The sequence below is a fragment of the Butyrivibrio hungatei genome, from assembly GCF_900101605.1.
Lineage (GTDB): Bacteria > Bacillota > Clostridia > Lachnospirales > Lachnospiraceae > Butyrivibrio > Butyrivibrio hungatei_B.
Genome location: NZ_FMUR01000013.1, coordinates 63,303 through 89,181, shown reverse-complemented (window position 1 = coordinate 89,181; position 25,879 = coordinate 63,303). Strand labels below are relative to the sequence as shown.

22 protein-coding genes are annotated in these 25,879 nt (G+C 40.8%); 2 read left to right on the top strand and 20 right to left on the bottom strand.

Annotated elements, in window-relative coordinates; all coding sequences use genetic code 11:
• Positions 1-87: 87 nt before the first annotated feature.
• The 6 genes from BLP87_RS11220 to BLP87_RS11195 all read right to left on the bottom strand — a co-directional run bounded on the left by BLP87_RS11220 (position 88) and on the right by BLP87_RS11195 (position 6,779).
• On the bottom strand, positions 88-1,056 hold the full coding sequence (locus BLP87_RS11220; RefSeq protein WP_026667913.1) for a helix-turn-helix domain-containing protein: 969 nt from the start codon (positions 1,054-1,056) through the stop codon (positions 88-90).
• 19 nt (positions 1,057-1,075) lie between these two features.
• Positions 1,076-1,843, bottom strand: a complete 768-nt coding sequence (locus BLP87_RS11215; RefSeq protein WP_026667912.1) for a ZIP family metal transporter — start codon at positions 1,841-1,843, stop codon at positions 1,076-1,078.
• A 78-nt stretch (positions 1,844-1,921) separates the two neighbouring features.
• Positions 1,922-2,539 carry a TetR/AcrR family transcriptional regulator gene (locus BLP87_RS11210; RefSeq protein ID WP_026667911.1) on the bottom strand — a complete coding sequence of 206 codons (618 nt, stop codon included), beginning with the start codon at positions 2,537-2,539 and terminating at the stop codon, positions 1,922-1,924.
• Positions 2,540-2,541: 2 nt separating this feature from the next.
• Positions 2,542-4,296 carry an ABC transporter ATP-binding protein gene (locus tag BLP87_RS11205; RefSeq protein WP_026667910.1) on the bottom strand — a complete coding sequence of 585 codons (1,755 nt, stop codon included), beginning with the start codon at positions 4,294-4,296 and terminating at the stop codon, positions 2,542-2,544.
• The gene (locus BLP87_RS11200) at positions 4,293-6,059 is read right to left on the bottom strand and encodes an ABC transporter ATP-binding protein (protein ID WP_026667909.1); all 1,767 of its coding nucleotides are present in this window, start codon (positions 6,057-6,059) and stop codon (positions 4,293-4,295) included. The genes BLP87_RS11205 and BLP87_RS11200 overlap by 4 nt, the downstream gene beginning before the upstream one ends.
• A 168-nt stretch (positions 6,060-6,227) precedes the next feature.
• Complete coding sequence (locus BLP87_RS11195; RefSeq protein ID WP_026667908.1) at positions 6,228-6,779, bottom strand: DUF3793 family protein; 552 nt, start codon at positions 6,777-6,779, stop codon at positions 6,228-6,230.
• A 232-nt stretch (positions 6,780-7,011) separates the two neighbouring features.
• On the opposite strand from BLP87_RS11195, the gene BLP87_RS11190 reads away from it, so the two are divergent.
• The gene (locus BLP87_RS11190; RefSeq protein ID WP_026667907.1) at positions 7,012-7,443 is read left to right on the top strand and encodes a flavodoxin; all 432 of its coding nucleotides are present in this window, start codon (positions 7,012-7,014) and stop codon (positions 7,441-7,443) included.
• A 330-nt stretch (positions 7,444-7,773) separates the two neighbouring features.
• On the opposite strand, the gene BLP87_RS11185 is transcribed toward BLP87_RS11190, so the two are convergent.
• The 6 genes from BLP87_RS11185 to BLP87_RS11160 form a co-directional block, all read right to left on the bottom strand.
• Positions 7,774-9,429, bottom strand: a complete 1,656-nt coding sequence (locus tag BLP87_RS11185; RefSeq protein WP_034469159.1) for an ABC transporter ATP-binding protein — start codon at positions 9,427-9,429, stop codon at positions 7,774-7,776.
• Complete coding sequence (locus BLP87_RS11180) at positions 9,426-12,680, bottom strand: energy-coupling factor transporter ATPase (RefSeq protein WP_074462757.1); 3,255 nt, start codon at positions 12,678-12,680, stop codon at positions 9,426-9,428. The genes BLP87_RS11185 and BLP87_RS11180 overlap by 4 nt, the downstream gene beginning before the upstream one ends.
• A gap of 13 nt (positions 12,681-12,693) precedes the next feature.
• Positions 12,694-13,413, bottom strand: coding sequence for an energy-coupling factor transporter transmembrane component T family protein (locus BLP87_RS11175; RefSeq protein ID WP_026514101.1), 720 nt, complete (start codon positions 13,411-13,413; stop codon positions 12,694-12,696).
• An 11-nt stretch (positions 13,414-13,424) separates the two neighbouring features.
• Positions 13,425-14,000, bottom strand: a complete 576-nt coding sequence (locus tag BLP87_RS11170) for an MptD family putative ECF transporter S component (RefSeq protein WP_074462756.1) — start codon at positions 13,998-14,000, stop codon at positions 13,425-13,427.
• 107 nt (positions 14,001-14,107) lie between these two features.
• Complete coding sequence (eno, locus tag BLP87_RS11165; protein ID WP_026514103.1) at positions 14,108-15,409, bottom strand: phosphopyruvate hydratase; 1,302 nt, start codon at positions 15,407-15,409, stop codon at positions 14,108-14,110.
• Between the two features lie 372 nt (positions 15,410-15,781).
• Complete coding sequence (locus tag BLP87_RS11160) at positions 15,782-16,729, bottom strand: L-lactate dehydrogenase (protein WP_026667905.1); 948 nt, start codon at positions 16,727-16,729, stop codon at positions 15,782-15,784.
• Positions 16,730-16,987: 258 nt separating this feature from the next.
• Between BLP87_RS11160 and BLP87_RS11155 the strand changes: the two genes are divergently transcribed.
• Complete coding sequence (locus tag BLP87_RS11155) at positions 16,988-18,157, top strand: IS110 family RNA-guided transposase (RefSeq protein ID WP_026655297.1); 1,170 nt, start codon at positions 16,988-16,990, stop codon at positions 18,155-18,157.
• A 184-nt stretch (positions 18,158-18,341) separates the two neighbouring features.
• Here the strand turns inward: BLP87_RS11155 and BLP87_RS11150 are convergent, their stop codons facing one another.
• From BLP87_RS11150 to BLP87_RS11115, 8 genes are all read right to left on the bottom strand, one after another.
• Entirely contained in the window at positions 18,342-18,968 is a 627-nt protein-coding gene (locus BLP87_RS11150) for a GNAT family N-acetyltransferase (RefSeq protein ID WP_074462755.1), read from the bottom strand.
• Between the two features lie 12 nt (positions 18,969-18,980).
• Positions 18,981-19,745, bottom strand: coding sequence for a class I SAM-dependent methyltransferase (locus tag BLP87_RS11145; protein ID WP_074462754.1), 765 nt, complete (start codon positions 19,743-19,745; stop codon positions 18,981-18,983).
• 135 nt (positions 19,746-19,880) lie between these two features.
• Positions 19,881-20,234: an arsenate reductase family protein gene (locus tag BLP87_RS11140; protein ID WP_074462753.1), complete on the bottom strand. Its 354-nt coding sequence runs from the start codon at positions 20,232-20,234 to the stop codon at positions 19,881-19,883.
• A gap of 59 nt (positions 20,235-20,293) precedes the next feature.
• Positions 20,294-21,187 carry a helix-turn-helix domain-containing protein gene (locus tag BLP87_RS11135; protein WP_074462752.1) on the bottom strand — a complete coding sequence of 298 codons (894 nt, stop codon included), beginning with the start codon at positions 21,185-21,187 and terminating at the stop codon, positions 20,294-20,296.
• The gene (locus BLP87_RS11130) at positions 21,180-22,094 is read right to left on the bottom strand and encodes a helix-turn-helix domain-containing protein (RefSeq protein WP_143002133.1); all 915 of its coding nucleotides are present in this window, start codon (positions 22,092-22,094) and stop codon (positions 21,180-21,182) included. The genes BLP87_RS11135 and BLP87_RS11130 overlap by 8 nt, the downstream gene beginning before the upstream one ends.
• A 135-nt stretch (positions 22,095-22,229) precedes the next feature.
• Complete coding sequence (locus BLP87_RS11125; RefSeq protein ID WP_074462750.1) at positions 22,230-22,877, bottom strand: GNAT family N-acetyltransferase; 648 nt, start codon at positions 22,875-22,877, stop codon at positions 22,230-22,232.
• Positions 22,878-22,900: 23 nt separating this feature from the next.
• Entirely contained in the window at positions 22,901-23,827 is a 927-nt protein-coding gene (locus BLP87_RS11120) for a DUF2156 domain-containing protein (RefSeq protein ID WP_074462749.1), read from the bottom strand.
• Positions 23,828-23,857: 30 nt separating this feature from the next.
• Complete coding sequence (locus BLP87_RS11115) at positions 23,858-25,237, bottom strand: MATE family efflux transporter (RefSeq protein ID WP_074462748.1); 1,380 nt, start codon at positions 25,235-25,237, stop codon at positions 23,858-23,860.
• Between the last annotated feature and the right edge of the window lie 642 nt (positions 25,238-25,879).

The window sequence follows — 25,879 nt, the reverse complement described above, 5'->3', positions numbered from 1 at the left end:
CATGTAAGACTCTTATTACGTTAGCAATAGCTAACCACGAGAAGAATTATACAATTCGCCATGATCAAATAAAAACCCAAAAACGGTTTAATTATACCCAAAATCGGTTCTGTATTCCTTTGGAAGAACACCGTATCTTTTCTTAAATGCCGCGGAGAAATTGCTCGGTTTCGAATATCCGCTTTTAAATGCGATCTCTCCAATGCTCATATCCGTTTTAATCAGCATATATGCAGCATTTTCAAGTCTCTTTTCAACTATGTAAGAATGAACCGGTTTATCATATACTTTTGAAAAAATCTTGGAAAATTTTGAAACACTTAAGTTAACTGCCGATGCAAGTTCTTTGCACGTAGGAATCCTGTCTTCGCACGAATCTATTATTTTCTTTGCTTCGATAAGAGCGCCCCGATCGGTCTTTGAAATATCGGAATATCTTTTATCCATATGCCCCTCATCAAAAACAACCTTAAGATAAACCGTAAGAAGTTCTAAAATCTTACCATCAAGATACATATCACTCAGAAATCCTTGATACTCCTTAAATCCGTCCAGCTGTTCCAAAATAAAATCAACATATGGCGTCAGAGGCATATTGGATTTATTTTCCAATATGCCTCTACTTAATATATTCTCCTTATCTTCATCAAGATATCCCTCAATAATGCGATTATAATATTCAAGCGGAAGTTTTATTGTTCTAAATACGAAGTCCGTATTTTTCTTATAACACATATATTCATTTTTCCCGCTACCGGGCCAAAGACGCATCTCGCCTTTTTTTATCTCATACGTCCTGCTGTCACCCTCGACTTCCCAAAATGCTTCTCCACTAAGGCAAAACATAAGCTGAATATACTTATCGCTATTGACGCCTTCAACATTCGCATCAGAGAGATAATTCATCTTCCAATCAGTAAGAACTATTCCTTGCCCGGTATACGTACTTTTAATTTTCCCGTTGCCGATTTCTTTGGGAATATCCATAAAAAATGCCTTGGGTAAGCTATCGTTCATATCAGAATATACTGAATTCATGTATCTGCTGTTATTCATCGTTCCACCAAAACCTGTATCAACCAAGCCCTACATCAAGTGCCATCATAAGAATGAACCCTGCCGCAAAACATACCGTTCCTATATTGGAGTGTTCACCTTCAGACATCTCAGGAATCAATTCCTCAACTACAACATAGATCATCGCTCCCGCCGCAAAACTGAGAAGATACGGCATCATTGGAATAAGTACTCCGGATGCGACTATTACCAGAATTGCTCCGATTGGCTCAACTATTCCCGACAGTACGCCATACAGGAAAGTTTTCCCTTTTGGCACTCCCTCACCAAGAAGCGGCATTGAAACTATCGCTCCCTCAGGAAAGTTCTGTATTGCAATACCCAGTGCCAAAGCAAGTGCTCCCGCATAAGTAATGGCACTGTTTCCATACATCCATCCCGCACAAACTATTCCAACTGCCATTCCTTCGGGAATATTGTGCAGAGTTACGGCAAGGACAAGTTTAGTTGTTCTCTTTAGTCCGCTCCTTGGGCCTTCTTCAAGTTTATCCAGATGCATATGGGGAGTCACAACATCAAGCACAAGAAGAAATAACATTCCTATGCCGAATCCTATGGATACGGGAACAAATCCCATTTTTCCCATATCTGCCGTTTGATCAAGCGCCGGCAATAACAAACTAAAAAAAGAAGCCGCAACCATCACACCTGATGCAAATCCGGTAAGAGCACGCTGCATCTTTTCTCCTATTGCTTTTTTAAAAAAGAATACTGTCGCAGCTCCGAGCGCAGTTCCCAAAAACGGAATCAAAATAATCTGAAACATAAAAATACCTCGTTAAGTTAAGTGTTCTGCTCAATAAATGAGGAAGAAAGCAAACGCTTTCTCCCTCATTTTATCACATTATTTTTTGATTCCAACCGCCTTGGACCAGTTGAACAGATCTCCGACCACTTTGCAGTGATGTTCAATCTCTTTATCAGACATACCATGAACAATCGGTTCCGTGTACAACTTCCACAATGCCGAGACAAGCACGTGAAGCTCCTTGCGAGAAATTTTCTTATCTGCAAGTTCCCTGTCCTGCAATGCTTTTAAGTAGTCATAGTCTATATCAGACATTTTCTCAAGCCACTGTTCGTGAAAATGACTGTACTTAGTCCCCTCTGAACACTTAAGAACCAGTTCCAGTCCGTCTTTCATATCCATGAGCCGCTTATTCCAAAGTCTTGTGTTCTCCTCGGTATTATCCCAAACTCCTATAAGTTCCTTATCTGAAAGCTTATTTGGATCAACAGTCTTTGCTTCCTCCAAGATGCTGTTCATACTGTCGACCGTGTCTTTTACAACTGCTTCAAACAAGCCTTCTTTTCCTTTATATCTATTGTAAATTGCTCCTGTGGTAACTCCTGCATCCTTACATATATCGGAAAGCTGTGCACCGAGAAACCCTTTTTCCCTAAAATGTTTCCTTGCACTTTCCAATAATCTCGGATCTATGCTGGTATCTCTAACTGCCATAATCAGCCAATCTTTCTTTTGCACCATCCGGAATCGGAATTCTTGATCTGTACAAAGTTCTTATAAATTCCGTCTTTTTCCATAAGCGCGTCGTGTTTTCCTTTTTCAACAATTTTACCATTGTTGACAACAAGGATGCAATCAGAGTCTTTAATGGTCTTAAGTCTGTGTGCGATTATGATAAGTGTCTTTCCTTTGCAAAGCTCTGAGATTGCCTGCTGGATAGCAGCTTCATTATCCGCATCTATGCTGGCTGTTGCTTCATCAAGGATAACGATAGGAGAATCCTTAAGGATACATCTTGCAATTGATATCCTCTGCTTCTCACCTCCCGAAAGCGATGCTCCACCTTCACCAACCATAGTTTCAAATCCATCGGGGAGGCTCATGATAAAGTCATAACATCTTGCCTTCTTGGCTGCCTCAACAACCTCTTCTCTTGTCGCATCAGGTCTTCCCATGATGATATTGTTGTAAATGGTATCTTTGAAAAGATATACATTCTGAAACACCATACTGATCTGTTCAAGAAGGTTCTTAAGCGGTACTTCTTTTATGCTTGTTCCGTTGATCAGGATATCGCCCGCATTTATATCCCAGAATCTTGCCATCAGATTGGCAAGTGTACTCTTTCCGCTTCCGGAAGGTCCTACAAGTGCGATTGTCTCACCCTCATTAACTTTGAATGAAACATTGCTTATAGTTTCTTTTGCATCATACGAGAACTTTACATTCTTAAACTCAACTGCAGGCACGCCTTCTTTTGCACCGCCGATCTTCTTATTTCCCGAATCAGAGAGTTCCTGCTCATTCATAACTTCTTCAATCCTGTCAAGGCACTTATCCATGATCGTAAGCTTCTCAGACTCCATATACGCAACTCTCAAGGGAATAAATACATTAAGCATGAAAAGAGTTACTCCAAGAAATGCTGTTATATCTATTGTTCCGTTTAAAAATAGGATTGAAGCCACAAAACCAAGCGCTACAGAACAGATCTCAAAAATGATATTTATGGCAATTCCCAAAGGAATCATCTTGCCTTCAAATCTTAAACTCTCCTTACAAGACTTCTCGAAATTGTCACTCATTTCTTTTGACTTATCTCCGAGAAGATTGTAAGTCTTGGTGATTCCGATTCCTTCGATGTAATCAAGAACTGCTTTTGTAAGTCTTTCGCTCTGCTCCTGTCTTTCACCTGAAAGAGTTATTCCTCTTCTGTATTTCACTTCACCGACCAGAACCAAAACCAATGATCCTATAAGTGCAACTGCGCCGAGCGCCGGATTAAAAACAAGCATGAATACTGTAAAGATTGCAGCTGAGAAAAGATAGCTCATAGTATCCGCAAGTGTCATCATTGAGTTTTCCTCAATAAATACCATATCTGTTGAAAGAACCGAGCTGATCTTACCGATGTTTCCTGCTGTAAAATATCCCATCGGAAGCTTTCTTAAATGCTCACCAAGCTTTATTCTCATATCAGCCATGAGCATGAATCCCGCAGCCGACTGAAGTCTGTCTGAAAGATGGATAAAAAGAGCCTGCGCAATAACACATCCAAGTAGCATAAATCCATATTTTACAAAACTTCCGGGCACAAGCGTACCCTTAAAGAATTCATCAACCATCAGAACCGTCAATACAATTACCGCATTCTGAAGAATTGATTTCAAAAATGAAAATATAAATGCAATCTGTATCCTTCCCTTATATTTTCCCGAACAATCTATAATTCTTTTTATTGCCCCGATCATGCAAATGCCTCCTTCACTGTGACCTTGCTGCCTTTATCTGCAGCCGACCATTCTTTTGCTCCTTCAGACAACTCCCAAAGATTTGCATACATCTCAGAATTCTTAAGAAGTTCATCATGTGTTCCTTCTGCCTGTATCTTGCCGCTTTTCATAACCACAATCTTGTCTGAATTCTTGATTGAATATAATCTGTGAGCAATTACGATTACCGTCTTGTCAGAAATAAGCTCTGCTATTGCATTATTCATCTTTTCCTCATTTTCCGGATCCATAAATGCAGTAGCTTCGTCAAGAACAATAATAGGCGCATTCTTTAAGATAGCTCTCGCAAGTGCGATTCTCTGCCTCTCTCCGCCCGACAGCATTTTTCCTGCGGCACCTGCCATAGAATATATTCCGTTATCAAGTCTTTTAAGGAACTCAGCACACTGTGCTTTATTTGCAGCTTCTATTACTTCTTCATCGGAAGCTCCCGGTTTGCCGAGCCTGATGTTCTCAATAATACTCATGTTGAAAAGGAACTGTTCCTGTGAAACAAAAGAGATCTCACGGTTCAAAGCTTCCAATGTCATATCTGTAATATCCTGTCCGCCTATCTTTACGCTTCCTCCGGTAACATCATAGAAATGAACAAGAATCTTTGCCAGGGTTGACTTTCCGCTTCCCGACTCACCTACAAGCGCCGTTACGGTATTTTCCGGAATTGTAAGGCTTACATCTTCTATTACATCCACTTTTTTGTCATAAGAGAATTTTACATTCTTAAATTCAATCGAATGGTCTTTTCCCTCAAAGGACTTTGTTCCCTGCTTAAGAGGCTCAGCCGAAAGGATATTCTCCAAGGATGTGATCTTATAGTTAAGCTGTGGCAGAACACTCATAAATGTAAGCGCTCTTAAAATAGTAGGTCCTATAGAGAAAGTCATGCACATAACAAGCAGGAAGTTTGAAAGCGTTGAACTTCCCGTATATACAAAATATCCTCCGATAGGAAGTGTCAAAAGAGCCACGCAGGGAAGAAAACTTCCGTACAAAGCCATCCATGGCCAGCAGATCTTGTACCATGCAAGAGTAAAATCTCTGTAACTCATGACATCACCGGAAAATCTCTTGTAGCTGTCGCCGTCACGTCCAAAGATCTTTACGACTTCCATACCGTTTACATACTCAACAATGGTATCATTCATTTTCTGAGCAGATGCATAATAATCTCCCATCTTGCTTGTTCCCGCACCATACATTGCAAACATAGCAACCATACCGATTGGAAGAGACGCAAGCGAAAGAAGCGCAAGTTTCCAATCAACAAAAAACATGATGATAATTACAAGAAGCGGTACAATCAGATTTGAAAATCCTTCCGGAAGTGCATGTGCAATGAGAAGCTCCATGTTATCAATATCATCAATAAATACTTTCTTAAGCGAACCTACACCAAGTTCCTGAATTTCTCCGAGCGGAAGATTTTCCATCTTTTTCTGAAGAGATATTCTCAGATTCTTAAGTGTGTTATAGGCACTGAAATGGGATCTTTCCAATCCGTAAATATAAAATCCCACGTATACAAGACCGCATATCAGCATGACAGTTGACCATTTCGCATAAAATGAAATACTCGTCTCTCCTCCTGTCGCGCCATCTATCATTTTATAAATAGCTACGAACTGTAAGACATTAAATGCCAGTCCTACGAACAACAAGAACATTGCCAGAAAAGTATATTTCTTATACTTCCCCGTGTACTCCAAAACCTTTTTAAACATTGCTCCCTCCTGTTTTTATCGTTAGGCATTGCTAACAGAATAATAAAAAATCGTAGATGATAATAATCAAATTATTAATAATTCAATTATTATCATCTACGATTTTTAATACTACCTCATATAACTGTAAAGTCAATACAGTTCAGATTTTGGTATTGATAAGTTTTCTCAGCAGACAACAGTAAGTTGCTCCAAAGGTACTCCGTTTCTGTGCGCTGTGCTGTAGATTTCTGTAACCTTCTTGTATTTATCAAATGTCTCAAGCGCTGACTTGGTGTCGCCGTAAACTTTCCAGAAACCTGTGTATTTCACGCCCTCATCAGGGCTTTTCATGAATCCCAAAACATCTGTCACGGGATATCCAAGGAAAAGACCTATCTCATGCGGAAACTTTGAATCCTGTCTTAAATGCTTTGCAAGTTCCGCAACGCACAGATCTGCGTTACTGTATGAGTAGCCCTTTTCTTTGAGGACTTTGCATACTTCTTTATTCGCAAAATCTCTTTTTAAAAAATCAGGTCTGTAAACATAGACGAGGACTCGCTTTTCGTAATACTTTACGGGTATCATTCGCAGTCCTTTCTTCGCAAACCTGTAATTAAAGTCTCTCACTTCTTTGTTAAAACTCTCCCTGTCATCGATATCGACAGTAAAAAGATTTCCTGTTTTGAGCCCCGCCAAAGTCGGTGAACAAAGACTTATAAGTAATTGATCTCCCATTACTCCTCCAAATCATTTTTTCTAATTTGATAATTGGCATCATACGTTGTGTTAGCTGCACCTAACGCATATGCAGAATACTCTCTTTTCCTGCATGTTTATGGCACTTTCTCAATCAGTAAAATATTGAAAAATATTATCATGTTTTTTTATTGATATTTATGTTAGCATTTGCTAACGTATTTTTCAAGAGCATGACTCGCGAAATTGCTCAGAAAGGATGATCATTTTTATGAGTAAAGTTAAAGTAGTTTTTTGGAGTGGAACAGGAAATACTCAGGCAATGGCCGATGCAGTGGCAAACGGAATCACAAGTGCAGGCGGCGAAGCTGAGGTAACAACATTTGACGCTATCAGCGCAGCTGATGCAGCAAAAGATACTGTTATCGCATTCGGTTGCCCCGCTATGGGAGCAGAAGTTCTCGAAGAGACAACAGTTGAGCCTTTCATGGCTGATTATGAAGGTTTTGCAAGCGGCAAGAAGATTGCGCTCTTTGGTTCATACGGCTGGGGAGACGGCCAATGGATGCGTGACTGGCAGGACAGACTTACATCTGCAGGCGCAACTATCGTTGGCGGCGAAGGAGTAATGGCTAACGGAGCACCCGATGCAGATACCATTTCAGCCCTTGAAGACCTCGGAAGACAGCTTGCGCAGGCATAAGCAATTTGTGTAGCTGCCTTTCCTTACGCCCGGCCGCAAGGTATATATTCGGAAATGCGTTGTGTACGTCTTCGTTGTGTTTTTCTAAGATTCATAAATGAAGCGAGCTCTCCTCTCAGCGTTGTTCGAAGCAGTCGAGCTCGCTTCATTTATGAATCTTGAAAAACATCGCCTCGTACGAATACAACGCATTTCCGAATATATACCTTTGCGGCCGGGCTGTCTATGAAAAGGGCAGCAAATACAAAAAACGAGCTTTTCAAAGCTCGGCGTTTCTCTCTATATAGAGAAAGACGTGAGCGATAGATATGCTTCACGTCTTCTAAATCTTTATGCCACTGTCTTATTCTCCACTTTGAATACGGCATCGGCATTTTTTATTGTGTTGAGTCTGTGTGCGATTACAAGGAGTGTCTTTCCAAGGCAGAGCTCATCGATTGCCTCTTGGATATACGCTTCGTTGTCGGCATCGACGCTGGCTGTCGCCTCATCGAGGATTACTATAGGTGAATCCTTTAGGATACAACGGGCGATAGAAATTCTCTGTGCCTCGCCGCCGGATAGACTCGCGCCGCCTTCACCGATTACCGTATCAATCCCGTAGGGAAGCTTATCTATGAAATCCATGCATCTTGCTTTCCTTGCGCACTCGATGATTTCCTCGCGGGTGGCGTCGGGTCTTCCCATTCTTATGTTGTTATAGATGGAATCCTTGAAAAGATAAACCTTTTGGAACACCACGCTTATGTTATCCATAAGATTTTCCAGAGGCACATCCCTTATATCGACACCTCGTATCATTATCTTTCCGCCGTTTACATCCCAAAATCTTGTAAGAAGGCTCGCAACGGTACTTTTTCCGCCACCCGAAGGTCCGACAAGTGCAGCCATGGTATTCTTTTCTACCTTGAAGGAAACGTTTTCCAGCACGCTCTCTTTTTCATAGGCAAAAGATACTTCTCTAAATTCAATCTCCGGAACACCAACGGGAGCTTTTTTGGGGATTGTCGCAATATCTTTTTCATCCAAAACTTCAAGATCAAAAATCTCTTCCATTCGGTTAAGGCTGCTGTTCATAACAGCAAACCTTGTAACCTGAAGATACACTTCCTTGATCGGTCTGAAAACACCGAAAGAAAACATGCAAACGGCAAGCGCTCTGAATCTTTCTATCTCGCCGATACCAAACAGTCTTATACACAAAGAAATAAGCAAAAGAACTCCGACAGCGTTTGCAAACTCCATGATCCTAAGGCTCGGAGTGACCTTTTTTTCAAATGCTATGCATTCATCCTTCATCTTCTCAAATGCATTCTCGATATCGGTAGATTCACGATCAACCATGTTGTAGGACTTTATTACGCCCATTCCTTCAATGTATTCAAGAACGTGACTTGATAGCTCCTCGTTAAGTTCCTGTTTTCCGTCTGCCTCCGCTTGCTCATGTCTCATGGAAATATTACCTATAAGCACGATCACAAGACTCATTAAAAGAGTAAACGCCCCAAGTAAAGGATGAAGAAAAGTCATAAACGATATGACCAAAATTTCAGAACAGATATCACCAACAAACGAGGAAATCGTGTTCATGCAATTTGTCTCGATAAAGCCCATGTCCACCGCAAGAACGGTACTGATCTTTCCGATATTTCCGTCGGTAAAAAATCCCATTGGCATGTGACGGAGCTTTTCTCCCAAGCTTATCCTAAGGTCGGAAAAAAGCAAATATCCGGCAGTAGACTGAAGTCTGTCCGACATGTACGAAAAGAAAACTTGTCCGACAAACAACGCTGCCATAACAGCGATCAACATTCCGACTTTTTCCATAGTCATCTTGTTTTCATACAAAAGCTTTATTATGTATACCGAGAGTGAATATGGGCCGTATGTACATATTGCGCGAAGTAAGGAAAAAAGATATGCAAGCCTTATCCTTGTCTTATATTTTCCCGCAAGGCGTATGATTCTTCTTATCTGCTTTATCATATTGCTTCTTCCTCCTTAACTTCTCCCGAGTTATTGACCATCCAATCTTCCGCGTCCTTGGAAAGTTTATAGAGTTGTTTGAAGTACTCATTCTTCATGATCTCGGCTTTATTGCCCTCGGCTACAACTTTTCCGTTTTTGATAAGCACGAATTTATCGACATTTCTCATCGCACTAAGTTTATGTGCTATGACGATGACTGTTTTTCCTTTTATGATCTCATCTATCGCCTTGTTGATCTTATCTTCGTTTTCAATATCAACAGAAGAAGTTGCCTCATCAAGTATTACGATCGGTGCATCTTTAAGGATTGCTCTGGCAAGCGCTATTCTCTGCCTCTCACCTCCTGAGAGCCTTTTTCCTGCATCACCTGCTTTGGAATTATATCCTTCGGGAAGCTTTTTTATGAACTCATCGCACGCAGCTTTCCCCGCAGCTTCAAAGACCATCTCATCCGTGGCTTCGGGATTTCCGATTCTTATGTTTTCCATAATACTTCTGTTAAAAAGAAATACATCCTGCGACACAAAAGATATCTTGGAATTAAGTTCCGATAAGCTTAGATTGGTAATCTTTTTCCCGCCAAAGGTTATACTTCCGCCGTCGGTATCATACTGATGCGCAAGAAGTCTTGCTATAGTCGACTTTCCGCTTCCTGACTCTCCGACAACCGCTGTCATTTCTCCCGCTTTTGCAACAAAACTAATATCCTTAAGAACCTCGTTGTCCTTGTATGAAAAATGTACATTCTTAAGCTCAATATCAAGCTTTTCATCTCCCGAAAAACTCTCGCAGCCTTCACACAATTCCGTTCTGTCAAGCACTCTTTCAAGCGCCTGGATCTTGTAATTAATCTGAGTCACATATGATGCAAAAGAAAGAGCTCTTAAGAGATTCGGTCCGATTGCAAGTGACAGACAAATGATAAGAATAAAATCGTTAAGCGTCGCGCCGCCTGACATTACCATGATTGTTCCTGCGGGAAGCGCGAACAAGAGCATATTGGGAAGAAGGCTCATGTATAGCGCAATCCATGGCCAACATACTTTATACCAGGTAAGGCTTAAGTTCCGATAATTAAGTACGCTCGATTCATAGCTCTTGTAAGATTCACTCTGGTAATTAAATACCTTGATAACTTCCATTCCGTTGATGTACTCGACAATGGAATTGTTCATTCGCTTTGCAGCGGCAAAATATCCGCCCATTCTCTCAACGCCGTCATCATACATCCGCTTCATGCAAAGAAGTCCCAACGGCACTACGATAAATGCCACAAGAGCAAGCTGGAAGTTTACTCTGAACATGAAAACAATGATTCCAAGAGAAACCAAAAGATTGGATATTCCTTCAGGAATTGCATGTGCAAGAATTACCTCTATTTCTTCAATGTCATCGGTAAATACCTTTTTAAGAGCGCCTGTGCCGATCTGTCTTATTGTTCCGAGAGACTGTTTATTTAGTTTATCCTTTAGCTTTATCCTTATTGCCTTGAGCGTATTAAATGCCGCTATATGTGACAATGACAGGCCTTGGGTATAGAGGAGCATATTAAGGACATTCCCCAAAAAGATAACGATTATAGGAATGCAGACGTCCTTAAAGGTAAAAATGTCTTTTGACAGAAATTTATCCGTTATCTTATAAAGCATCGCATAAGGAACTATACCTGCCGCAACACCAAGTATCATGCAGACTATGGCGCCGTAAAAATGTTTTTTATATGCTCCCATTCTGTTTATGATCCTGCTCATCGCAGAGCCTGATTCTCTTTTGCTTGTATGAGCCTCTTCACTTTCTGTCGTGAAGTAGTATCTGACTTTATTGATACCTGCTTCGTCCAAAGGATAAACCGACACGAGTCTTCCTTGTTCCATGTGAACCACATGAGTACAACAGTTTAAAATAAGCTCAAGATCATGAGTGATTATTATCGATGTTTCAACATCGGACTCCGTATCTCTTACAAGCTTCGAAAAGCTCTCCATTCCTACATAATCAAGACCACTTGTGGGTTCATCATAAAATATAATCTTCTTGCCGGAACAGAGTGCAGAAGCTATTGCAACTCTTTGCTTTTGTCCTCCCGACAGTGAAGAAGGATGCCTGTCCTTAAGGGCGTCTATTCCAAGTTTTTTAAGAACGGAAAGTGCACGCTCATCGCTGACATCACTGTTAAGCTTAAGTTCTTCCATTACAGATTCGCAAAAGAGCTGTCTGTTTACATCCTGCATGACCATGAAACAGGACTTCGCTCTTTGCTTGTCATCCAAAACCCTGCCATCTATACTCACAGTACCCATTGAACCGAGAACTCCGCAGAGCGCCTCAGCAAGTGTACTTTTTCCTGTTCCGTTGTCTCCTATGAAAGCCACAACACTTTTAGACGGAAGCTTAAGATCATCCACATCGAGGATGTTGGAATTATCTCTCTGACACGAAAGATCGCTTATCGTTATTACAGGCTTTGAAGCCTTCACCTCAAGCGGTCTACCCGTAACGGTAGAAAGATCTGTTGTTCTAAGTCCCATTTCGGACAGCGCTCTATTTGACAGCTTTTTAAATTCATCTGCCGTGAATTCACCTTCTACTCTTCCTTCGTTTATATAGATAAATCTGTCCGCAAGATCCGTTAAGAAATACAAACGATGTTCGGACACCACAATTGTCTTTCCTTCGGACTTTAGTTTGGAAAGTATCTGATGAAGCCTGTTAATCGCTTTTCTGTCGAGGTTGGATGTAGGTTCATCCATGACAAATACCTCGGGATCCGAAGCATATACAGAGCCACAGGCTATCTGCTGTTTTTCTCCGCCCGACAGTTCAAAGATATTTCTGTTAAGAAGCGGTCTTATCTTAAGAACATCCGCAGTTTCATTGAGACGCTCTTCCATCAGCTCTTTTGACATATTGTGATTCTCACATCCAAACAAGAGCTCTCCTGTTGTATCTACATGAAAAAACTGGCTCTTCGGATTTTGAAAAACTGAACCGACAAGCGTGGAGATATCGGAAAGTGGCTGCCCGGTCACATTTGCACCATCTATATATGCGCATCCTTCCATCTCGCCCTCATAAAAATGCGGTATCAGTCCGTTTATCACTCTCGTAAGCGTTGTCTTACCGCATCCGCTCTTTCCGCATAGAACTACGAATTCGCCTTTTTTAATCGTAAGATTTATATTTTTGATTCCATTTCCGCCTTTACTTTCGCCGGCGTATCTAAATGAAACGTCTTCTATCTTAATCATTTTCACCTCTTACTCATTGCTGGTAAATGAAAAACATATATGCCAGGAAGCCTGCAAAGATCAGGATTATCGCGTAGTCGGTAACCCTAAGCCTTGCTTCGACATATGAGCTTCTTTTCCTGTTACTGTCGAGTCCTCTTGCCATGGCCGACGATGCGAGTTCATCCATAAGTTCGACCGAACAAAAAAGAAGCGGAACCATGGTATACTCGATTATCTGCGCGGGCTTTGTAATAAAGCTCTTTAGCTTAAATTCTATTCCTCTAAAGAGCATGGCTTTCTTTATTCCGTCCCACTCATCAAATATGGTCGGAATAAATCTGATAAGAACTACGAAAGGAATAACAAAGACCATCGGAAGATGCATCTTTTGAAAAGATGAAATTAGGTGCGACATGTCGGTCGTCTTTGTGAACAGCAAAAGTGCCATTGTTATCGGGCAAAAGAATCTGATAAGTACCATGACGGACATGCAGATCATATTAAGAACCGAGCCAAAGCCTCCTTTTACAGCACCTGCATACAGACACATTATTATAATTGATATACAAAAACATATTACGGATAAATATTTTTCGCCTTCCAAAAACAACATCACACAAAGAAGCGCCGCAAAAACAAGCGACGGAAATACCGTCACGCACTTAAGCGGTATGATCATAGAAATAACAAGTATCAACAGTTTTGTTCTTGGATCTGCTTTTATTATTGAAGTATTGTTCCCGGTAAACATTGATTATCCCCTTAGACAATTCCTGCTTTTTCAAAGTGTTTTTTTACAATCTTCGATCCGAAAAGTCCGCCTATAATTCCTCCGGCAACCGCAAATCCAACAATCATGATCCACGCCCACCAGGGTGTTACGAGCCTGCTCATTCCATCTGCAAAGTCATCTCCGATCATTGAACGAACACCTGCTATATATGCATCTTTGGCAACAAGAATTCTGAAAAAGTTAGACGCAGTTATAAAGTTGAAAAAGACGTATGAGACCACATACATTTTCTTTGACTTGTACTTTCCGAGAGCCATGCATATCTCAGCTATCAGTGCGCTTACAATGCAGACAGAAAATGCGATTGGATCAAAGCCTGTTGCTATGCATGCAAACAATACAGCCATCAGAAGTGCAGCTCCGAATTTTCTTACTTTAAGAACGCTCAAAAGATAAATGGTACCGCAAAAAATACCGAGCAATAAAGGACACGCGATGTAAATGATCGGAATTGTTCCAACCAGCATCATTACTATCAAAACCGCAACAACATAAAGTGCTGCGAATGCTCCTGCGTAGATCATATCTTTTGTCTTTAATTTCATAAACTTACTCCTCCAACTTCTCAGAACTTTTTACATAAATAGTCTCATGATAGCCCGAATCATCTGCCACCATGAGACTTTATTTGATATATTTTATTATTTAGAAATTACTTCTTTACGTGGAAAGCATCCATCTGAGGATATACGGCGCTTTCACCGAGCTGCTCTTCAATACGAAGGAGCTGGTTGTACTTGGCAACACGCTCTGATCGGCTGGGTGCACCTGTCTTGATCTGACATGTATTGAGCGCTACAGCAAGGTCTGCGATTGTTGTATCTGCAGTCTCACCTGAACGGTGTGAAGAAATTGCTGTATAACCTGCGTTGTGAGCCATCTTGATTGCTTCAAGTGTCTCAGATACTGAACCAATCTGATTGAGCTTGATAAGGATTGAGTTACCTGCTCCGAGAGAGATACCCTTTGAAAGTCGCTCTGTGTTTGTAACAAAGAGATCGTCACCTACAAGCTGAACCTTGTTACCGATCTTAGCTGTCATCTTCTGCCAGCCTTCCCAGTCTTCTTCATCAAGTCCGTCTTCGATTGAGATGATAGGATACTTATCTACGAGGCTCTCCCAGTGAGCGATAAGCTCATCCGATGTGAACTCTTTACCTGACTTGGGCTGCTTGTAGAAGCCTTTTCCTTTTTCACTCTTCCACTCTGATGAAGCGGCGTCCATAGCGATCATGAAGTCTTTTCCGGGCTCAAAGCCTGCTGCCTTGATAGCCTCAAGAATCTTCTCGATAGCATCCTCGTCGCTCTTAAGCTGATTGGGAGCAAAACCACCCTCATCACCTACTGCTGTTACATCGCCCATATCTTTGATGAGTTTCTTGAGGCTGTGGAATACCTCTGCGCACCAGCGAAGAGCTTCTTTGAATGAAGGAGCACCTACAGGCATGATCATGAATTCCTGTGTATCAACAGCGCTGTCTGCATGTGCACCACCGTTAAGGATGTTCATCATAGGCACAGGAAGTCTGTTTCCTGATACACCGCCAAGGAATCTGTAAAGAGGAATATCAAGTGACTTAGCTGCTGCTCTTGCTGTTGCGATAGAAACCGCAAGAATTGCATTTGCGCCGAGCTTAGACTTATCCTTTGTTCCGTCTGCCTTGATCATTGCCGCATCTACAGCATATGTATCAGAAGCATCGATACCTTTAACCGCATCGTTGATCACATTATTTATATTATCTACAGCCTTTGTAACTCCTTTTCCGAGATAACGTGACTTATCTCCGTCTCTGAGTTCAAGTGCCTCAAATTCACCTGTTGATGCACCACTCGGAGCAGTTCCGGTTGCCACTGTTCCGTCTGCAAGAGTAACCTCTGCCTCTACTGTAGGATTTCCTCTTGAATCCAAAATTTCTCTTCCGATTACTTTTTCAATTGCAAGCTTTCCCATTGTTTTGCTTACTCCTTTCAGATTTTAAACACAGAATTCCCCTTCAGCGTACTGGCACGTTGACTTTTGATCAATTACGAAGTGAAATAATTCATGTACAAGGCGGAGACCATCGTCGATGCGAGCATCGACGATTGACGACAACGCAGTACATGGATTATTTCGCAAGTAATTTATCTAATTGTCATCTTGCCAGTACGCTAGTAGCCGATTCATAAGTCCGGCTAATCAAAAGAGGAATTCACATGATTTACTCAAGTGTTAGCAGATGCTAACACCGCATATTTTATTATAGCACATTTTACATGTCAATGAATCAGAAGTGTTTTAGGGGTTAATGAGAAATAGTATCATTTTTATCCTGTTTATGGATTATAGTACTCCCTTAAGAACTACCTTAAGTGTATCTGCCGATGCCTTAAGCGCTTCTCTTTCGCCGTCACTTAACCTGATCGGCACTGCACCCTCAACACCGCTCCTTCCTACAATTGCAGGCATACTGAGTGCAACATCATCTATTCCGAACTCGCCGTGTTGAATACTTGATACGGGAAGGATTGACTTTTCATCTCTTACAATGGCTTCACATATACGTCTTACACTCATTGCAATTCCGTAGTATGTTGCGCCCTTTTTCTCGATGATCTTATATGCACTGTTCTTTACATTCTCGGCGATCTCTTTCATTGATTTCTCATGTTCGAAATGACCTCTCATCTCACAGAAATCATTGAGCGGGATTCCCGATACGTTCGCACTGCTCCAAGCCGCGATCTCGCTGTCTCCGTGTTCGCCTATAATGCAGGCATGAACAGATCTGCTGTCAATCTTAAGATGTTCTCCGAGAAGATATTTAAGCCTTGCGGTATCAAGCACGGTACCTGAACCGAATACTCTGTTCTCAGGAAATCCACTGAGTTTTGCCGCCGCATATGTAAGTATGTCTACAGGATTAGCAACAATAAGAAGGATTCCTTCCGTGTTATATTTTGCAATCTCGGGAATGATGGATTTAAAGATTCCGACATTCTTTTTTACCAGATCAAGTCTTGTTTCGCCCGGCTTCTGACCCGCACCTGCAGTCACAACGACAACCGCCGCATCCTCAGCATCTTTATAATCACCCGCATATATCTGCACAGGCTTTGCAAAAGGAAGTCCGTGACTTATATCAAGAGCTTCACCCTCTGCCTTTTCTTTGTTCACATCTATCAGCACCATCTCAGAAAACAAGCCGCTTTCCATAAGTGCAAATGCTGATGCCGATCCGACAAATCCACAACCTACTACCGCTACTTTTCTTTCATTTAATGTTGCCATGACGCACCTCCTCGTATTATATAGTCATATCCATTCTTTACCTTCTCTATAGGTATAGGATATGCTGTTGAAGATGCTGTGGATTGGTTCGTTCCTCCTACCGCATAGACGGTTTCAAAAAGGCTCCAACCACAGCCTCTTTGTCACAATGTTAATCAGTTAGATACCGCATGACGGTTTATGTAGAACGAGGTTACATCGGCAGAGAGCCCTGTGGATCCAATACAGCGTCAAATACTTTTAAGGAGGATCACATGTATGATCTACGTTGGTATCGATGTTGCAAAGGATAAGCATGATTGCTGCATCCTGGGATCAGAAGCCGATAATCTCTATCCGGTGTTTACTATCCCGAATAACAAGACAGGCTTTGATGAGTTGTATGAAAAGATTTTCTCAGTGACTGATGATAGGACCGAAATAAAAGTAGGTCTTGAAGCTACCGGTCACTACTCACTCAATCTTCTCGGATCGCTCATTGATAAAGGTCTACCCACCTGTGTTATCAACCCGCTACACACAAATCTTTACAGAAAAGGTTTAAGCCTTAGAAAGACGAAAACGGATAAAGTCGATGCCGGTTCGATTGCTATGATGTTGATGACTGATAAGACTCTCAAGCCCTACTCAGACACATCATATCACAGCGAAGAACTCAAGTCATTAACCCGCTACCGTTTTGACAAGGTTCAAGAGCGAGCCAAGCTTAAATCGTCTGTGGCTCGGCTTATTAATATCCTGTTTCCGGAACTGGAAAAGCTCGTTCCTAATCTTCATATGGCTTCTGTGTACGCCTTACTTTCTGAGTTTCCCGGTGCTTCTTACATTGCTGAAAGTCACCTTACACATCTAAGAAATGTCCTTGAAACAGCTTCTAAGGGACGCTACGGACGAAATATGGCTGTCACCATAAGAGATGCTGCAAAGGATTCAATCGGTTCTGTTATGCCGGCAAAATCAATGGAGTTGAAGCACACCATCCATCTGATCGAGGTGATGACGGATGAGATTGATGAAATCGAAGCTTCAATCAAATCCATTATGGATACTTGCGACTCTCCGATTATGACAATCCCTGGTATTAGCTACCGTATGGGAGCCATGATTCTTGCAGAGATTGGCGATTTCAACCGCTTCAGCAATGCCGATCAGATACTTGCATTTGCAGGGTTATCGCCATCTACATACCAATCAGGACAACTTGATTCTTGCTTTTCCCACATGGAAAAACGGGGCTCTCGTTACCTACGGTATGCTTTGTTCAATGCCACAAAATATGTCTGCCACTGGGATGAGAGTTTCGGCGCTTACCTCTCTAAAAAGATAAGTGAAGGCAAGCACTACAATGTTGCTATCGGTCATGCGGCGAAAAAGCTGATACGCACCATCTATCGGATGGAACTTACAGGCGAAGCCTACCGAAAATAAAGAGTCTTTAACTTACATCCTTTTCTTAGAGCACCTGTTCAGATGCTCTGTTTGTCATGCAGTTTTCAAGGTACTGATTGAGGCTTAATCCTGCCTCCAGGCTATCTAAAACACTTAACGATGTTTTATTCAAAAATCTTCATTTTCTTGTTGACTTTTAATAGTTAGTCTTTTTACTGATATACTAAGCAATCTCAGGTTTTCTGATAAGGTCATACATATGGAAGTTCTCTCCGCAATTTCTTACTCGGTCAAGCTCCATTCCAAGATATCTGTACCTTTCGCTCTTATCCTTATCATCGGTGTCAAGAATTACAGAAATGCCTTTTTTATCTGCCATATCATATACATACTTTAGCATCTTCTTCATAAATCCCTGTTTCTGAAACTCTTTTCTAACTACCAAAACTTCGATCTTAATGAATTTCTTTTTGGCTTTTTTCATTCTTGTTTCGATGGAATGACCATTAGAAAAGCATGCTGAAATGAACTCTTTCATCTTCTTAAATCCGCCGAGAGCTCTTTTCTCTGCAGATATCATCTTCATTCCGTCTACAAAGCCGACAGTTCCTACTCCTTCTCCCGAAAGAACAAGAAAGCCTTCTCTTTTCTCAGAAGTTGTATAAATAATACCGCTTCTGTAGGCAGCTCTGATAATTCCGCCAATGTATGTATACATACTTTCTCTGTTAGGAATAAACTTTATAAGTCCTTGGTCCTCTTTATTATATTCATAATCGTAAAATGCGTCAGCTATCTGCTTTGCGATAACATCAACTTCCGAATCGGACAGTCCTGTAAGTTTGATCATCTTGTCCTCCTGTTACTTTTTGCCTATTAAAAGAGTAGAACCGGAAAGTCCCATCCATGAAGCTTCCCACTTGCTCATAAACATTCCGTTTGTAGTATCAATAAGCCTTACCTGCTCATATCCCATATCTTTGAGTTTCTTTGCAAAACTTTCCATATCTCCGTATTTGCTTTTAGACATAATGTCATGGATTGCGAAAGTTCCGCCTTTCTTAAGAGTCCTTAGTGTCTCAAGCAAGATTGCCTGTCTGTCCTTACTTGGAATATTGTGATATACGTAATTGCTTGTCACCGCATCAAAGGTCTCATCGCCAAAATCAAGCTTCACAGCGTCTCCCTGCTGAAAAGTCGTATTTGAAACACCTTCGGCAGAAGCATTGCTTTCACACAGATTTTTGCTAAAAGAAGCATACTCTTTGCCCCATCTGTCTATTCCTATCATTCTTGCATTAGGGTTTTTCTTTGCACATGCAATTGTTAGAGCCGCACTACCGCATCCAACATCGAGACCTACGCCACCGTCAGGAATCTTCATATATGATGAAACGCCTTCAATTATCTGCTTTGACATCTGCCTTTTTCCGTTGTAAGAAAAAGCTCTGTACATAAGAAACATCCATATAGTCATAAATGCACTTAGTATCGTTAAAGCCAATAAAATCTTTCCTACTATTGTTCCGATTCCCACTAAGCAAGTTAACACACATAACACTACTGTTGATATAAGCGCCCCTTTTATCATTCCCTTCGGCATCCAGTTTTTATAATTCGCTTTCATACTCTTCCTCCATACAAAATATCATCTATGGATTTCATAATATCACTTTTTGTTAGCCATTGCTAACATTTCTCAAAAAAACAAAGAGCTGCTTTGCAACTCTTTGCTCGCTGATACGTAAAAGTATTATGCTGATTACAAACATGCTGCTTTCCATGTTTCCTCTTTAAATCCCGGAATCACTTCAGTATCTGTAACAAGAAGCGGTCTCTTGACCAGCATTCCGTCAGATGACAAAATATCCAGCATCTCATCATCACTCATATTCGGAATCTTTTTTGATAATTCCATCTCCCTATACAGAATTCCGCTTGTATTAAAGAACTTCTTGAGCGGAAGACCGCTCTTTTCGTTAAGCTCTTTTAGAGTAGTTTTATCAGGATGCTGTTCTTTTATATCAAGGCTCTCATACTTAATTCCATTATCATCCAACCACTTTAAAGCCTTCTTACATGTTGAACATCTTGAATAGCAATACACTTTTATCATGACTCTTCCTCCGTAAATTCATAGCAGACCATGCGACCTCCCGTGCCAACCATAATCTTTTACTTGTCAATTGCCTCTATCTCCGCAACAACTTTGCGTTTTCTGTACAACACTACTACTTGATAAATAATGAATGCATAAAGTGCGGCTTTGTACCAATAGTATGAATATCCATACCATTTTATATGCCAGTCGCCTTCTATAGCTGTTCTGATAAAATCATAAAGCTCATGTAATACATTAACATACAATCCAAATACTGAAATGATTCCAAGTATTGTCGCCCACATTATATTATTATTCTTTTTTATAAAAAAGAATATACATGCAACTACGCCCAATAGATTGATCATAGCATTTACCAATATTAGTGAAATAATATGCCAATCCGCTCCATAGCTTAATACGGTGATAAGATTGCTACAATGGATTATAAAGTTAACAGTAAAAAACATCATCCACCCCAATCCGATTCTTCTGGGCGAAAGTTTCCCTTTTATCGCATTTATCAAACAATACAAAAAGCCTGCAATCTGAAGTAAAGATAAAACACCGCCGAAAAAATAAAATTCACCAAACTTTTGTTCCAACGTGGAATGATCGACAATTTCTACATTAAAACCCAAAAACCGCGGATACGGCGTAATTATAAGTGATATTACAGCAACCGTATAAAGCAATACCATTAAGGTATTTATCAGACTATTCTCTATAACAGGATTTCTTTCAACTATATTTTCCATATCTTCTTCAGATATAAGATCATCCGGGCTCACACTGAGAATCTGTGATATTTTCTTTGTTGTAGCAAGGTCAGGATAGCGTTCGCCGCATTCCCAATGTGATACAGTCTGCTTTGTCATAGACAATTGTTCAGCCAAAGCCTGCTGGGTCATTCCCTTTTTTTCTCTTGCTTTTCTGAGCTGTTCACCAAATTCAACCATATTAAACATTCGCTCCTTCCTCTATTACTTTGCCACTTACTTCGGCAGTGTTATCTTGTCTTCTGTACAGCACTATTGCCTGATAAATGATCAAAACATACAGTGGAAGTCTTAAAATCAGCGTTTCAAGTACGGCTCCCGGCCCCGGTAAATAATTTGGAATAAGTCGCGACATCTTAATCTCATGCGCATAATAAAGCACTACATCCCCAAAGAATCCGAGCACTGAAACAATCCTCAGAATCATACTCCATATTTTGCAATTTTTGTTTTTTATAAAAAATGAAACACTTCCAACCGCTCCGAACGCATTAAGCAGAATATCCGCAAACGTAAGCAGCACGACCTGCCAGGTTAAACATTCACGAAAAACACTAAAGAAATTGCAGAAATAGAATAAAGCATTAACCGTAAAAAATATCAGCCAAACAATTCCAATTCTTTTAGGTGTGAGTGTCCTCTTAACAGCATTAAACACACAATATGTAAAAATTACTATGTAAAGAATTTGTACCACATGATGAATGCGAACAAACATCCTAAACAATTCAGCTTCTTGAACAAACCTGATCGCTTCCGTATAAAATCCCATAAAATTGCTAAACGGACTTCTGATCATAAACATTATAATAACCGTATAAAGCGCCAACATCATATTATTTGACGCTTCATTCTCAACTTCAACTACAGGATCTCTTTTCTCTTCCTTCGCCATATCTTTCTCGGATAAAAGGTCTTCAAGGCTCACATCCAGAATCTGAGTTATTCTCTTTGCCGTAATAAGATCAGGATAACGTTTGCCGCACTCCCAATGAGACACTGTCTGTCTTGCCACAAATAATTCTTCAGCCAGAGTCTGCTGCGTTATCCCTTTTTCTTCTCTTGCGTTTCTGAGATGCTTGCCAAATTCGACCATATAAATCAAATCCGCTCCTTTCGATTTTTTCACCTGCAGATGTGATTTTATTATCCCGTCTGTGAGAAAAAATAACAAGCTACACTCTCAAAAATCGCGGTCAACGCAGTGGCGACATGTAGTAACCATGCGGCTTTACACTTCTTCGCAAATATATATCCGTTTCTTTTTCATCCAATAAAGAGCTTCTTTTTCATCCGTAAATGCCATTCCGGCAGCAGCATTAAATGCATCAAGATTGGTAATTTTAGCCATTATCACGGGATTGTCGGGAAGTACTTCTCCCATGTCAAGTTTTCGAAGTTCATCTTCCTTGTTCATTCTCCTGATATAATCATCGTCTCTGACGCAGTAGATATCATATTTTTTCCGGATTTCATCATAACTTGGAATCCTGTCTTTAGAAAAATCGCATATCTTCTCAAAGCCCATCCATGAATATATGGACTCATCAACAGGTAAAAGAAATATAAAAGGGATTTTCTCACCCTCAAGAAGCTCAAATGTCTTATCAAACACGCGCGTCATCTGCCCTCTGCGGCGCATATTCTTCTTGGTTGCAACTGCAACAACGTAATAGCTTGGAACGACCGTCCCGCACAGATTCACAGAAAAAGGATTCAAGTGAAGCATCGACACGACTTCCCCACACTCAAAGCTCACTATCATCCTGTTATCGAGGCACTTGTCCGAATAATAATAATCGACAAATTCCTTCGGATCTTCAAATGCCTCTTCGTAAAGTTTTCTTGTCCTCTCTTTTTCCGCATATTCTATTATCATAAATTCTTCTCTCGCTTTTTCCGTCAGATGACCTTCTCGCAAACTCTGTATTTTCTGGCATAGCCGATCGGATTGTAGCTTTCCTTGGCCTGCCTCAGTCCTTCGAGTCCCATGTCATCTTCTCTGTTTACAAGTTCCGCATCCTCATATGAGTTTAAAAGAAATTGCTGATTGATCATCTGATATATTCCGGGAATTTCAGAATTGCCCTTTTCAACGCTGATAACAGCCATCTTCTCTCTGCTGTTATATGAACCTATCGCAAAAGCCTCAAGAACCTCATCCACAAAGATTCCCCCGACTCTGAACGTGACTTTATCGCAGTTTCTCAGAATATCTATAAGGCCGTCTTTTTCCATTATAAGCGTATCTTCGCTCTCGACACCTTCAGAGAGTCTTGTACCAACCCATTTTTCCATAAACTGCTCAAGGAAATATTCATCCGTACAGCACATGGTCTTATATTCCCATCTGCCCTCATATTCCTTCATGAATTTGTTTACCAGATTTCTCTTTTTCTGAAATTTCTTTCCCGCAAGAGTTCTAAGCTCGTTTGCATCATAAAGATAGTCTTTAAAATCGGCTTCCTCTTCCACCACAAAATCGGAATTGTCAAAAAGGCCAAGCGCATTTAATGCTTCTTCATCCGCAAGATCGATTCTGAGCGGTACCTTAAGCTCCTCATTAAAATAATCTCTAAGCAGATCAAAATACTTTTGCAGTTCTTCTTCCCTGCAATATGGCATTGCCGCAAAATAGCCTTTATCATCCCGCATCAATATGATTGCTGCCTCGTCCTCAAGATATATCTGTGTTTTATAAAGATATTTCCAGAGATAAGTATCAAGAACCGTACTGTCGCAGGTTTTGTTGTCTCTTAAAGCATATATCTCCGAAAGTTTCGCTGCTTCTTCAAATGTCGGTTTATGAAAATCAAGATTTTTTCCCATATGTCCTTTCCGTTCCATGCATACGCATTATTAATGAGCCGCAAGCTCCGCACCGATATTGCTTTCCTTGATCCGTTTCTTTTTATACCACACATATCTAAGCCAAGCGGTAAATCCGCTCATAGACCAGACGATTCCGACAGACCACCAGATTCCCCAGAGTCCGATAAACGAAATCTGTGTCAAAAGAACCGGAACAATAAATCTGCCGATAACTTCGACAATTCCGTTGAGCAGGGCAAAAAACGAATCTCCGAATCCGTTTAGCACCCCTCTTACAACATATATCATTCCCAGCATAACATAGAAAAAGCTTGATATTTTAAGCGCCATCGCTCCCATCGCGATAACTTCTTCATCTTCAACAAAGATTCTGATTATAACTTCGCCGAAAAACTGCATAACGGGAAGCATAGCAGCCGAAAAGATTGCCATCAGCATCATACTCTTCCTGTAACCTGTTGTAATACGGTCAGTCTTATTCGCACCATAGTTCTGCCCCGTAAAGGTAGAAAGTGCGGCTCCGAGCGTCTGATACGGCTGATGAATGAGCTGTTCTATTCTGCTTGTCGCAGTAAATGCGGCAACGGCTACTTTTCCGAATGAGTTTACAACCTTCTGAAGCGCCATACAGGATATTGCAATAAGCGAAAACTGAAGCGACAACGGAATTCCGAGCTTTAATACTTTCCCTGAAATTACCATGTCAAACTTAAGGTCGTTTCTGTTCATCTTGAAATACTCATTTCTGCATATCGCATAAATTATGCAACTGATTCCCGAAACAAACTGCGAAATAACCGTAGCAACTCCCGCGCCGGCCACACTCATATGAAGTCCACACACGAACAGCACATCAAGCGCTGTGTTAAGAAGGCATGAAAAGATAAGGAAGTAAAGCGGCGTCTTTGAATCACCGAGCGCCCTAAGCATCGAAGATGCATAGTTATAAAGTGACACAAAAACAAGGCCGAGGCACATGATCCTAAGATATGCCACAGCATCTGCCATTATCTCATCAGGCGTTGCAAGCATTTTTAAAATCGGTTCAGATAAAAGAAACGCAACTATACCGACAATAATTGGGAATACCAGCATTATATAACCTGTATTTACAATACAGCTTTTTATCTCATTTTTATCGCCCTTACCAAAAAACTGGGATGTTATGATTCCTCCGCCACTTCCGATTCCGTTGCACATGGCAAAAAACAGGAATGTCACAGAGCCGGTTGCTCCTATCGCAGCCAGCGCATCGGCGCCGACAAATTGTCCCACAATAACAGAATCCACCAGATTGTACAGCTGCTGGAAAAGATTTCCGATGAGCATGGGTATAGAAAAGCGGATGATCAAAGAAACCGGGCTTCCTTCTGTCATATTAATTACAGTCGATCTATGTGTTTTCATTTTGGCAAAAACTTCCTTGTAATAGTAATAGTACGGTGCCGAGAGGTTTACTCTGTGGACACAAAGGCACCTGACTTCTCATATATACCAAGTAAGAATTATATTCCTGTGATTTTATACTTACTTCCTATTTTCTGTTATGTAAACCTATCATTTTTTGTCTTTTGCGAATCGCAATAATCAGGTGCACTATACCAGTGCACCTCATTAAATATCTATGTATAGACTTCAGTTGGTAATGCAGAATATCATTATGTTGTAGCCTCAGCGATCTCTTTTTCACCACTCCGAAAAGAAACTTGAATCTTTATCAACATACCAGAACATAGCTCTCCATGCTATTTTTCTTTCATGCTCGCAAAAATATCCCCTCTCATATCATAAATATCCCCGCCGATCACGACTACAAATAATACAAAAAGTAATAACACAATCCCTATTAATATATAATGTACACCTATGTTGTTTCCAAACAAACATATTGAAAATACTGATAACATACTGACGTTCCTCCCATATATTCCTCTCAATTTTTTTCAGGTTCAAAGAAGTTATCTTCAGTATCATTTTCAGTCCAAAATATTACAAGCAACACATTGGAAAAGGAGCGCGCCAATATGGAGCCCCCCAGTAAATATCTGT